Here is a 12,581-nt window from a genome sequence, read left to right on the forward strand (position 1 = left end):
GATAACCACGCAATCGGTGCGGCGTAGCCTCTACCTAATCGGTTGGAGGCTTCTCGGCCGACACCCACTTGTTCCGGCCTGTCTGCTTGGCGCTCAAAAGCGCAGCGTCCGCCCGTTCCAGGACGCTGCTCACGGTTCCAGCACCCGGCGACGTTGCGATACCGATGGATATGGTGATCGAGTCAAGCAGACGGCCCCGGTAGGTGAAAGGTGCGCGCTCGACCGCGTGCCGGAGTTTCTCCGCAACCTTGATGGCATCTTCAATGCCCCCAGCCGGCATGAGCACGGTGAATTCCTCGCCGCCGAAACGGAATAGTTCACCCAGATCGCCGACAGCTTCCGACAGCACCTGGGCGACATATTGCATCACCGCATCTCCGGCATCATGGCCAAACCGGTCATTGAAGCGCTTGAAATGGTCGATGTCGAGCATCAGACATGCAAGCGAATTGGTTGGCTTTTCAATATGCCTGTTCAGCGTCTCATCAAGCGATCGACGGTTCAAAAGACCGGTCAGGGCGTCTTGCCGTGCCATGCCAACCAGCCGCTGCCGAAGCTGGAGGTTTGCAACGGCAAGGCCTATATTTTCGGCGAGAAGTTCGAGATATAGCCGCTCTAACTCCAGCGTCTCGCTACTCTGCGGAATCTCAAGATACAATAAGCCGACGGTGTCGCCCAATGCGGTGAGCGGTATGCACAGGCCGGTTCCGAAACTGCCATGTAGGTGATGGCAGACAACATCGTCTCCGCCGGGGTTGCTGGCGTGGGGACGTCCGCGACGGAGAGCCCAGCAATCGTCTATCGAAAATTCCGGGGCGGAAAACGAAGGATCGGACCATTGTCCGGTCGATTGGAGAACCGAACTGTTTTCCTTGAGAACAAGCAGGCGGCCGGCAATGGCAGGGAAAATTTGCGGCATGAATTTCGAAACGACGTCGGACAATTCTTCCTGATTCTGGCAGGCCTGAATCCGATGCATCATCTGCAGGATCAGGTCCTTGATGCGTTGATTCCTGCGGTGCTCCGCGTCAAGCCGTTCCCGTTCCAGCCCGTTGCTGCGGAAGATCCTGATAGCCTGGTTCATTTCACCGATTTCGTCACGCCGGCCTTCGTCGGGCAGGTCGATACTGTAATCCTGCCGGGCAAGGCGCGTGACGATGTTGCTCATTTTGATAAGCGGCAAGGCAACGCGTCTGCTGAGGACAAAATAGAGTACGGCCACAAACATCAGGGCGGTGAGCGCAAGCATCACCTTCGCGATCGATCCGTAGAAATCGCTTCGGTCTTTAGCCTGGTCAACCATTGCCTGCGAGCGGGCCGCAATGGCTTCTCTCAGCGTCGCGACGGTTGTCAGCAGGTCCGTATGCAGTCGATAGTGCTCATCGCCGAACAGGACCTGCTGTGCATCGTTCTCGCGGCCGGATCGATAGAAACCGATTGCATCGCGCTCCATCTTGTCCAGTGCGTCGGCGCTCTTTCGGATTTCCTGAAATGAGCCTGCCTCTTGCGGCGAAACACCAAGAGCTGCGAGTTTGTCCAGGGTGTTTTCAAGGTGCTTTTCCTGATCTTCGTCGACGTAGAATTTTGCGAGATGTTGCTCGTCGCCCCGCATGACGTAAAGACGCGCCTCCTCGGTGCGCTCGTCCGCAATGATCGCCAGTTCTTCGGCGAGATCGGTCAGTTCGAGATGATTCTGGATTGCCACCCGCTCTTGAGAAGCGCTTCTGGCCGATAGAATGAATGTGGTCGCCGATACTGTCGTGAGCACGAGGGTGACAGCATAAGCCAGGTTCGTGATGGTACTAAGTCGCATGATGGCGCCGTATGCTTGCCGCACGGCATGAAAACCGGGTGCGGCGGGGTCCAATTTCAGAGTCTGCTTATGTTAGGCCATCTCGTCAAACGGGAAGTCAACACGCGGTTAACCGTCAATAAGATCTGTCGCACCGCGGGCCAAGTCAGGCACCCCATGGCGATGCACCTGGACCGTCTCCACCAACGGTCACAATATCCGCCAGCGCGATTCCGGTATGTCGGCAGCGGGTCAGAAAGCCATGTATTTAGAGGCTTTTGAAAAGCCCCGCGCAGCAACGGAATTATATTTCACGGCGCATCACAAAGTCGTGAAACCTTTCGACGCATCGTTCGTTTAGCGCCCATGATCGATAATGACGCAGGACCGAAGCCGGTCGTTGGTGCCGACGAGACTGGCACCCAAACAGCATCCGAAAACGATGCCCATGAAAACGATGATCCGCTCCCGCCAGAGGAGATGGAACCTGCTTTGGGCTTGACGCCGGAGGAGGCCGAGGAGGCTCGCAGAAAATATCTGCTGAAGCGTTTCTGGATCAGCGCGCGAGGGTTCTGGAGCCGTCGCGGCGATCGGCTGGCCTGGCTGTTTTCGCTCGGGCTTCTGGCTATGATCGGCATAAATGTCGGCTTCCAGTATGGCATCAACGTCTGGAATCGCGGGATTTTTGACGCGATTGAGAAACGCGACGCGTCGACGGTCTATTTTCTCGGATCCGTCTTTCCGCTGCTCGTCCTGGGAAGTGTCTTTATCGTGACCTCGCAGGTCTATGTCAGGATGCGCATTCAGCGGCGCTGGCGTTCCTGGCTGACAAAGTCGCTCGTTGGAAGATGGATTGCGAATGGCCGCTATTATCAGCTCAATTTGATTGATGGTGACCATCAAAACCCCGAGGCAAGGCTCTCGGAGGATATGCGTATTGCCACCGAGGCGCCCGTGGATTTTGTTTCAGGTGTCATCGCTGCATTCGTATCTGCCTCGACTTTTATCGTTGTCTTGTGGACGATTGGTGGCGCTCTCACGGTCTCTATCGCGGGTGTCTGGATCACGATCCCCGGCTTTCTCGTGATTGCGGCTGTTATCTATGCAATCATCACATCCAGTTCCATCGCCTTCATTGCCCGCAACTTCGTCAAGGTTTCCGAAGTCAAGAACCAGGTTGAAGCGGAGTTTCGCTACACGCTTACGCGCGTCAGGGAGAATGGTGAGAGCATCGCCCTGCTTGGCGGCGAAGACGAGGAGCGCAGCGATCTGGACAAGCGCTTCGGCAATGTCCGGCGGCAGTGGCGTCTCATGGCGCAGCAATACATGCGCACCACGGTCGTATCGAATGGATCGATGTTGATTGCCCCCGTCGTACCGGTTCTGCTGTGTGCGCCGAAGTTTCTCGATGGAAGCATGTCTCTTGGCGAGGTAATGCAGGCTGCTTCCGCTTTCACCATTGTCCAATCCGCATTTGGCTGGCTGGTCGACAACTATCCCCGTCTGGCCGACTGGAATGCCTGCGCGCGACGTGTTGCCTCCCTGATGATGTCGCTCGATGGCTTGGAGCGGGCCGAAAAGAGCGACACTCTCGGTCGGATCGTGCGCGGCGAAACGGAAGGCGAGACAATACTCAGCCTCAAGGATGTGTCCGTTTCTCTCGGTGACGGAACGGCCGTCGTCAAGGAGACGGATGTCGAAATCGGCGCGGGTGAGAGAGTGCTTGTCGCGGGGGAATCGGGCTCGGGCAAAAGCACACTGGTTCGGGCCATTTCCGGTCTCTGGCCATGGGGTGGAGGCAGTGTCAATTTTCGCGCCGGCAGCCGATTGTTCATGCTGCCGCAGCGGCCATATATTCCGGCCGGCACGCTACGTCGGGCGGTCTGCTATCCGCAACCGGCCGAGAGCTGGACGCCGGAAGAGATCGGGGCCGCTCTCGACAAGGTCGGTCTGGGTCAACTCAAGGACAAGATTGAAGACGAGGCACCGTGGGACCAGACGTTATCAGGTGGCGAAAAACAACGGCTGACCTTCGCACGTCTGTTGCTGAACGCCCCCGACATCATCGTCATGGACGAGGCGACGGCGGCTCTGGACGAGAAAAGTCAGGACAAGATGATGCAGACGGTAATTGATGAGCTACCCGATGCGACGATCGTAAGCGTAGCGCATCGTGCCGAACTGGAAGCGTTTCATAGCCGGAAGATCACATTGGAACGGCGGGAGGGGGGCGCAAAGCTTGTCAGCGATATCGATCTCATTCCTCGCAAGGCGAGAGGCTCCATGCTTCGGAGAATAGTCAAGCGGAGGTGATGGCACCGACGCTTGTGCTGACCTGCTTGAATGCCGGGGTAAGAGAGTTGGTGGCCGCCTCATTGTCGTTGGGGAGAATTCACCGACCACCTTGGCGAGAACGAACACAATGAGGGCTTGCCGCGGATCTAAGTGCAAATCGGAACTTCTGCTGTCACGGCACCCCGGAACAATCGTGCATTTTGTTTGTTGGTTGGCATCCCTAAAATGGCAACAAGGGGCAGCGTGTTATGAATAAATTCTTCACTCGCTTCGCAAGCGCTATAGCTTCATTTTCCGGCTCTCCAACGGCTTTCATGGTGGCTCTCGGAACCGTGCTCGTCTGGGGGATAAGCGGACCGCTGTTTGGGTTTTCGGAGGTCTGGCAACTGGTCATCAACACGGGTACGACCATTGTCACCTTCCTGATGATTTTCCTCGTGCAGAATTCACAGAACAGGGATTCCGCAGCGATGGAAGCAAAACTGGACGAGCTGCTGCGCGCGGTGGAGCAGGCGCGCGGTGACTTCATTGGGATCGAGCACCTCACGGAAGAGGAAATCGAAGAGATTCGTGCACGTCTCGAAAGGGAAAGCGGACCGGATAGCGATAAGCCGGCACCCCATCATGCCATGGCCCGCTTGCTTTCCCGACGTTAGTGGCATTTACCGTTGGCAGGCGCGCTCTATGCGCAGAGAGAATTCGCCTCGGGTCAAAAGTGGCTCGAAGCCGTCATCGAAACGTCCGAGGCGGATCAGACCTTTCGAGTATCGGTAGCTGTCGTAATAGAAGACTAGATTACCCCATGGCGCGTAATAAGCGATGTCGCCGGGACGTGCGTTATCGAACGGCGTGTCCGTCACCTGCGTCAACTTTCGAGGCAGATATGCGATTTTCTCGTTGGTCGAATAGTCTTCGATCGTGAGATCGAGCGGCAGCATTTTCATGAGCTCGCGTGCCGACGGGTTGTCAAACAAGGTCGCGGTCATGCTGTGACCACCAAAGGCCATTCGGAAACTCATCAAGGATACCTCCGTTTTTGTTACCTGACCGAACAATGCGGACGGGAAAGCTATGGCCGCGGTAGCCAGCCCAAGAAATAGACGCCGGTCGATCATTGGAATGCTCCCATGCCGAACTTCTTTACGAGGATATTCTCGATGATTTGAATGCCAGCGCTGACGCGGCCAGGAGCAAACCTGCGCTTGCCAGGAAAGTCATGCGGTAGCCGGATGCGTCGTAGAGAAATCCGCCCACTATCGCACCGGCTGATATCGCAAGCTGGATGACCGCAACCATGAGACCACCTCCGGCTTCCGCATCCTGCGGCAGTGAGCGGGCGAGCCACGCCCACCAACCCACTGGCGCTGCGGTGGCGATCATTCCCCAGACCGCAAGCGCTATCGCCGCGACAGGGAGACTGTTGCCGAAGGCAACAAGTATCACGGCCGTCACCGCCATCAGAGCCGGGATGACGATCAGAACGCGATACAGGCGGTTGGCGAGAAAATAACCGATAAGGCTGGTGCCAACGATGCCGGCAACTCCGATGCCCAGAAGAATGAAGGTGAGTACCGAGATATCTACTCGTGTCACAGTTTCGAGAAACGGGCGGACATAGGTGAACAGCGTGAACTGGCCCATGAAGAAGACCGAGACCGATGCCATGCCGATAGCGATCAAAGGACGGTTCAGTAGCCTGAATGCATTCTTTGACGTTTTCCCGGGGAGGGGCTTCATGGAAGGGAGGCTTGCCAGCTGCCACAGGAATGCGATCGCCGCGACGGGGACGACAGTGAAGAAGGCACCTCGCCAACCGATGATCGATCCGAGAAACGCGCCGAGCGGAGGAGCAACGACAGTTGCCAGCGCGTTACCGCTGTTAAAGATTGCAAGCGCTCGGGGAACGAGATGCTCCGGTACAAGACGCATGGCTGTCGCCACCGATATGGACCAGAACCCACCGATCACTATCCCGATGAGCGCGCGCCCGACCATGAATATTTCATAGTTCGGTGCGATCGCCACGGTCACGCCAGAAAGGGCCATCAGTGCCGTCAGAGCAAGCAACAGCAGCTTACGGTCCCACTCTCCCGCGAGATACGAGACAAAGAGGCTCGTGACGACGGCGAAAGCGCCGGAGATCGCGATCGAATGTCCGGCCGATCCTTCGCTGATGCGCAGTTCATCCGCGATCGGCGTCAGCAGGCTGAGAGGCATGAATTCAGACGCGATCAGGGCGAAAACGCAGAGCGTCATCGCCAACACACCGCCCCAGTTTGCGGATCGGGATCTGGCTTCCCCTGTGGAAATTGTAGTTTCTATCGACATGGTACGGCAGCTTTTCTTGGCTATTGCTTCAACGGTCTTCCGCTGCTGATGGGAGGCAGTGAGGTGAACATAAGTCATGAAGCATCTTGCAATAAGCCGCCTGTCACGGGATGCAGTCATGAACGATGCTCATCAAAGGGTCTTGTTTAGCCGCGCCCGGCCTGCTTGCGTATTATCCACGTCGATGCAGGGGCTCGGTTCATTCATGAATATCGCTCATGACGGCATGCCTTCGCCGCGGTCTAATCTCGCGACAATCTCCGATCTATCTTTTGAACGACGCTGCTGCATCACCCCTCAAAGCAGCCCACCGGCCGCTCGTCACGGCAACGACAATGGAGAGTGAAGTGAGCAATCAGAACGAAAACGCTTTTACGGGAGAGGGCCTGGACATGGGCCGCCGTGGCCTTCTCAAGATTACGGGTGTCGGCATCGCCGCGATTGGCGCGGCGTCAGTGATGGCGGTATCGAAGGCAGAGGCGCAAACATTGAAGATGACGCAGGATTGGGACAAGGTTTTTCCGAGGAGCGAGAAGGTCGATCACCAGAAGGTCTCGTTCAAAAACCGTTATGGCATCACCCTGGCGGCCGACCTCTACATGCCCAAAACCCGCAACAGCGTCGGAAACCCCGCAATCGTGGTCAGCGGACCGTTTGGCGCGGTCAAGGAACAATCGTCCGGCCTTTACGCACAGACGATGGCCGAACGCGGTTTCGTCACTCTGGCATTCGATCCTTCCTATACAGGTGAGAGCGGCGGCGAACCGCGCAATATCGCGTCTCCCGACATCAACACCGAGGATTTCAGCGCGGCTGTGGACTACATCGGCCTGCGTCCCGAAGTCGATCGCGAACGGATCGGCGTCATCGGTGTCTGCGGCTGGGGTGGCATGGCGCTCAATGCCGTGGCCTCGGACAAGCGTGTGAAGGCCGTGGTTGCCAGCACCATGTACGATATGACCCGCGTCATGTCCAAGGGCTACAACGACAGCGTCACGCTGGAGCAGCGCACGGCGACCCTGGAACAGTTGAGCCGCCAGCGGTGGGTCGATGCGGAAAAGGGTACACCTGCCTATCAGGCGGCCTACAACGCGGAAGTCGGACCCGACGCGCCGCAGTTCATGGTCGATTATCACGACTACTACTCGACACCACGCGGTTATCATAAGCGGGCGGTCAACTCCCGTAACGCCTGGTCGCAAACAACGCCAATTTCGTTCATGAACATGCCGATCCTGAGCTACATCGCGGAAATTTCGCCGCGCCCGGTTCTATTCATTCATGGCGAGAAGGCCCATTCTCTTTATTTCGCAGAGACCGCGTATGCGGCGGCGGCCGAACCGAAGGAACTCCATGTCATTCCCGGCGCAAGCCACACGGACCTCTACGACAAGATGGATGTGATCCCCTTCACCAAGCTCGCCAGCTTCTTTGAGCAGCACCTGTCGGCTTGATACGTCCTGCAGTGACGTAACAGCTCAGGAGCCCGCCCAAAGCGGGCTCTTTTTCTGTTAGTGCGGCATGAGCATTATGCCATAATCAACAGGTCTGGATGCAGGAGGCTCATGAATGGCACGCGATACCGTCAACGATCTTGCAGCTTTCATTGCTGTTGCCCGAGAACAGAGCTTTACCCGGGCGGCGGCGAAGCTGGGCGTATCGCAGTCAGCATTGAGCCACACACTTCGCCAGCTTGAAGCCAGGTTGGGCGTGCGTCTCCTGATGCGGACGACCAGAGCGGTTTCACCGACGGAGGCGGGCGAGCGGCTGCTAAACGGGATCGGTCCACATTTCGACGAGATCGAAGCGCATGTCGATGCGTTGAACGAACTGAGGGAAAAGCCGGCGGGAACGATCCGTATCGTCGCCGCCGAGTACGCGATCACCTATGTCCTCTGGCCCAAACTCAGGAAATTTTTGCCTCAATATCCCGACATCAAGGTCGAGCTGATCCTCGACAACGGACTGACCGACATCGTGACGGAGCGTTATGATGCGGGGGTGCGTATGGGTGAACATCTCGCGAAAGACATGATCTCCGCAAGGATCGGTCCCGACTTTTGTCTCGCTGTCGTCGGATCGCCCGCCTACTTCAAGAACCGACCACACCCGAGGCATCCCAAGGACCTGGTCGGCCATGATTGCATCAACTTCCGGCTGCCGAGTGCCGGCGGCTTTTATGTATGGGAGTTCGAGGACAAGGGCCGCGAGATCAAGATCAAGGTCGATGGCCAACTCGCCTTCAACAACAGTTTCAATTCGCTGGAAGCCGCGCTTGACGGCTTCGGGCTTGCCTACATCCCGGAGGAAATGATCCTTCCTTATGTCGCAGACGGCCGGCTGGTTCGCGTGTTGCAGAAATATTCCCCGCCCTGGGACGGATATTACCTCTATTACCCCAGCCGTCGCCAGGCATCACCGGCGTTCGTCAGGGTTTTGGAGGCCCTGCGATATCGGGTTTGACGGGAGTTGTCGGCCCCCTTTGGATGTCCGCAACCCGGAACGATCCATGTCCGACTTTCGTCTTCTCTGCGCTCGCTACGGCTGACAAGTCCTTATCCTAGATCAGCAGATAGCTGGCTTCAGAAATGCGTTGAACAATGGCTTGCCCTGCAAGGACGATAATGTCGCCCTCCATCGGTTGATGAGGCCGCAGCAAGTGTTTGTCGATCGTCAGCAGGAAATGCGATGAGTGCAGTTCGCCTGGGGAAATGGAGATGTAAGACCAGCGATGCCAGGCAAATGGCATGGTGGCGAGGCCCATTCCCAGCAATCCCTTGAGGCGCATCGACCATGTTGACGAGGACTTGGCGTGGCGCGCAGCATCGGTTGCAACGGCACCGTCGACAATATGCTGTTGGTTCCAGGTTGTCTGGCCATGGTTGATCTTCCATGCTTCGGGGTCATCGTTTGCCAGATCGATCCTCGATTTTACCGGCTCGGCGATCAGCGCGACGTTCGGACTGAGCAAGCGTGGAACAAAAGAAAACGGTAGGCTGCGGATTTCGCGCAGGGGCGCGTTGACGCGGATAAGCTGCGCCAGACACCGCCAGTCGAAACCCTGATGTGACGTATGGTGCGCGGGCACCCGGTCCAGCCGGTATAAGCCTGCCCAAAAAGTCTCTTTCAGATTGCCGGATTGCCGATTATAGCCCATGAGGGCCGAACCCCAGTTCTTGATCCATACGGCTGGCCCGACTTCGACGGGTACCGTAACCAGGAAAATGCGGGGACGAACGATCGCGCACACGTGCTCGATGACACGGACGGTGCGGTTGAGGTGGATATGTTCAAGCGTTTCCAGCGCGATGACGATGTCGGCCTCGATCGTTTCGTAAAGGCTCTCGTCGGTGGCGTCGCCGACGATGAAACGGCAGTTTTCGTAGTTGCTGTAGCGATTGCGCGCGGCCTCGATGAAGATTGGATCGTAGTCGATACCGACGTAATCAACGTCGAACTTTTCCAGAATATGTCCGACCGCGGTTCCGGGGCCGCAGCCGATATCCAGTATTCTGACCTTCCGATTGCCGACGTCCTTCTGCACTGTTTCGAGGACCTCAAGCAGCTTTCGATAGCGGCCTGCATGCAGAAAGCGCGTCAGCCAGTTGAAGTTCTGCATTTTTTCGTAAGTCGTCGCGAACGTACCCATCCAATCCGCCTCCATGAACCGTAGATGATGTCGTCTCGCGCTACCTGTTATCGTAAAGATCGTGCGCGACCCGGCGTTGTATTTTTGAAGTCTGGCACGGCCTGCGTGACCTGCAACTCGACCAAAAGGCTTAAGTCGGAAGCGGGGATACCCACCCTGCCTCCTCTTAAAGGCAGATGTCGACGTGGTGGACAGTGAATCAGCCAGTTCTGACCGGCCGTCCTCTCCCTTTTGGTATGCTGCCGATGCGCAGGGCCTCGTTATACCTTTCAAGGAGGCGCCATCCGGGGCCGGAACCGCTGGGAGATGTGGTGGATGGTAGACAAGAGAGCCTTGATTATCGGCGTAACCGGGCAGGACGGCGCTTATCTCAGTGAATTGCTGCTTGCCAAGGGATATATCGTGCACGGCCTGAAAAGGCGGTCTTCCTCATTCAACACCGGCCGGATCGATCATCTTTATCAAGATCCCTTCGAGGAAAACCTTCGCTTTCGTCTTCACTTCGGTGACCTGACGGACGCAACGAACCTGTGCCGGGTCATTCAGGAGGTCCAGCCCGACGAGATCTATAATCTCGGCGCCCAGAGCCATGTCCAGGTCAGCTTCGAGACGCCGGAATATACGGCAAATGCGGATGCGCTTGGCACGCTGAGGCTGCTGGAAGCCATGCGCATTCTGAACCTCGGCGACCGTTGCCGGTTTTATCAGGCGTCCACATCGGAGCTGTTCGGGGGGATGGGCACTGTTGCTCAGCACGAGGGTACGCCGTTCTATCCAAGAAGCCCCTATGCTGCGGCAAAACTCTACGCATACTGGATGACGGTCAATTACCGGGAAAGTTACGGCTTTCACGCATCCAACGGCATTCTCTTCAACCATGAGAGCCCCATTCGCGGGGAGACATTCGTCACGCGGAAAATCACGCGCGGCGTTGCCGCCATCGAACGCGGTCTCATGAGCAAGCTGCGTCTTGGTAATCTCGACGCAAAGAGGGACTGGGGGCATGCGCGCGATTATGTTGAAGGCATGTGGCGCATCGTGCAGCAGGAAATACCCGAGGACTATGTGCTCGCAACCGGCGAGGCACATACGGTGCGGGAATTCGTTGAGCTTGCTTTCGGCGTGGTCGGCAAGACCATCGAGTGGAACGGCGATGGCCGTGACGAAGTGGGATACGACGCCAAAACCGGCAATACGATCATCGAAATCGATCCCAGATATTTTCGTCCCGCGGAAGTGGATTTTCTTCTCGGCGACCCCAGCAAGGCGCGCAGGAAACTCAACTGGAGCCACTCGACTTCCTTTTGCGACCTCGTTCAGGAAATGGTCGAAGCGGATCTTCGCCTCGTGATGTTGGAAGAGGGAAGAAATGAATTCGTCGCATAAATCGCAAGAAATCCCGTTCAGCTTGAATGGCAAGCGCGTCTGGGTTGCCGGCCATACCGGAATGGTCGGCTCGGCACTCGTGCGACGTCTCCAGCGCGAAAATTGCGAAATTCTCAAAGTCTCTCGCAGCGAGCTTGATCTGACCCGACAGTACGAGACGGAGCAATGGATGGCGGCGGCAAGACCTGAGGTCATTTTTGTCGCTGCCGCCAAGGTTGGAGGCATCGCGGCAAATGCGGCCTATCCGGCGGACTTTCTTTACACCAATACGCTAATTTCGATGAATATCATGAAATCAGCTGCCGATATCGGTGTTGAAAAGCTTCTCTGGATGGGATCTAGCTGCATTTATCCGAAATTCGCAGCACAGCCGATCACGGAAAATTCCCTTTTGACAGGCCCCTTGGAGCCGACCAACGAGGCCTACGCGATTGCGAAGATCGCGGCGCTCAAGCTTTCCCAATTCTACTCCAGTCAGTACGGCCTGAATTGCGTCTCCGTCATGCCGACCAATATTTACGGGCTGAACGACAATTTCGATCCGCAAAGCTCACACGTCATTCCTGCGATGATCAGGAGAATGCATGAAGCGAAAATCAGCGGCCAGAACAAGATTGTACTATGGGGTACGGGCAGTCCTCTGCGCGAGTTTCTCCATGTGGACGATCTGGCGGATGCCTGTTGCTTCCTCATGAAATCATCGGCGCATTTTCCGCTGATCAACATCGGCTCGGGGCGGGAGATATCCATCCGAAATCTCGCCCACCTGATTGCAGGCATCGTCGGCTACGATGGGCAGATCGTTTTTGACACCAGCAAACCGGATGGAGCCCCCAGAAAGCTGCTCGATTGCTCGCGGCTCAACGCGCTTGGCTGGAACTCGACGGTCGAGCTCAGATACGGAATTCAGGATTTGTATGAGTGGTGGCGACAACCGAAGTCGCTGCAATCGGATATGTTACGACAAGCGGCAAGATGAGATCGCCAAATGCCCTGATATTATCGATTTTGCTTGCCGCCCTTGTGCTCGCATTTTCGGGTCTCTCGTCTGCCGGGCAGCCTGCGGTGCGGGGAGGGCTAGAGCAAGAGCAAAAGCAAGGCAGCCAACCTGATCCACGCCAGTTCGGTTTC

Annotated in this window: 10 protein-coding genes; 6 read left to right on the top strand and 4 right to left on the bottom strand. The window is 56.8% G+C overall.

Translation table 11 applies throughout. The annotated features are described in order from the left end of the window. Window positions 1–34: 34 nt before the first annotated feature. On the bottom strand, window positions 35–1,813 hold the full coding sequence (locus T18_RS18590) for a diguanylate cyclase (RefSeq protein WP_038495745.1): 1,779 nt from the start codon (window positions 1,811–1,813) through the stop codon (window positions 35–37). Between the two features lie 345 nt (window positions 1,814–2,158). Between T18_RS18590 and T18_RS18595 the strand changes: the two genes are divergently transcribed. Next, complete coding sequence (locus T18_RS18595; protein WP_038493635.1) at window positions 2,159–4,105, top strand: ABC transporter ATP-binding protein/permease; 1,947 nt, start codon at window positions 2,159–2,161, stop codon at window positions 4,103–4,105. A gap of 230 nt (window positions 4,106–4,335) precedes the next feature. After that, window positions 4,336–4,743, top strand: coding sequence for a low affinity iron permease family protein (locus tag T18_RS18600; RefSeq protein ID WP_038493632.1), 408 nt, complete (start codon window positions 4,336–4,338; stop codon window positions 4,741–4,743). 6 nt (window positions 4,744–4,749) lie between these two features. Here the strand turns inward: T18_RS18600 and T18_RS18605 are convergent, their stop codons facing one another. Beyond that, window positions 4,750–5,202, bottom strand: coding sequence for a cyclophilin-like fold protein (locus T18_RS18605; RefSeq protein ID WP_233284958.1), 453 nt, complete (start codon window positions 5,200–5,202; stop codon window positions 4,750–4,752). Window positions 5,203–5,227: 25 nt separating this feature from the next. Further along, window positions 5,228–6,415, bottom strand: coding sequence for an MFS transporter (locus T18_RS18610; protein ID WP_041694691.1), 1,188 nt, complete (start codon window positions 6,413–6,415; stop codon window positions 5,228–5,230). Between the two features lie 392 nt (window positions 6,416–6,807). Between T18_RS18610 and T18_RS18615 the strand changes: the two genes are divergently transcribed. Beyond that, window positions 6,808–7,869, top strand: coding sequence for an alpha/beta hydrolase (locus T18_RS18615; RefSeq protein ID WP_121556219.1), 1,062 nt, complete (start codon window positions 6,808–6,810; stop codon window positions 7,867–7,869). 115 nt (window positions 7,870–7,984) lie between these two features. Further along, complete coding sequence (locus tag T18_RS18620; protein WP_038493626.1) at window positions 7,985–8,878, top strand: LysR family transcriptional regulator; 894 nt, start codon at window positions 7,985–7,987, stop codon at window positions 8,876–8,878. Window positions 8,879–8,975: 97 nt separating this feature from the next. Here T18_RS18620 and T18_RS18625 read toward each other — a convergent pair whose 3' ends face one another. After that, window positions 8,976–10,337, bottom strand: coding sequence for a class I SAM-dependent methyltransferase (locus T18_RS18625; RefSeq protein ID WP_236760442.1), 1,362 nt, complete (start codon window positions 10,335–10,337; stop codon window positions 8,976–8,978). Window positions 10,338–10,379: 42 nt separating this feature from the next. Here T18_RS18625 and gmd point away from each other — a divergent pair, with 42 nt between their 5' ends. Further along, entirely contained in the window at window positions 10,380–11,450 is a 1,071-nt protein-coding gene (gene gmd, locus T18_RS18630; RefSeq protein ID WP_038493624.1) for a GDP-mannose 4,6-dehydratase, read from the top strand. Further along, complete coding sequence (locus T18_RS18635) at window positions 11,434–12,429, top strand: GDP-L-fucose synthase family protein (RefSeq protein ID WP_019566378.1); 996 nt, start codon at window positions 11,434–11,436, stop codon at window positions 12,427–12,429. Before gmd ends, T18_RS18635 begins: the two co-directional genes overlap by 17 nt. Window positions 12,430–12,581: the final 152 nt, after the last annotated feature.

The organism is Rhizobium sp. TBD182 (assembly GCF_001950375.1).
Taxonomy (GTDB): Bacteria; Pseudomonadota; Alphaproteobacteria; order Rhizobiales; family Rhizobiaceae; genus Agrobacterium; species Agrobacterium tumefaciens.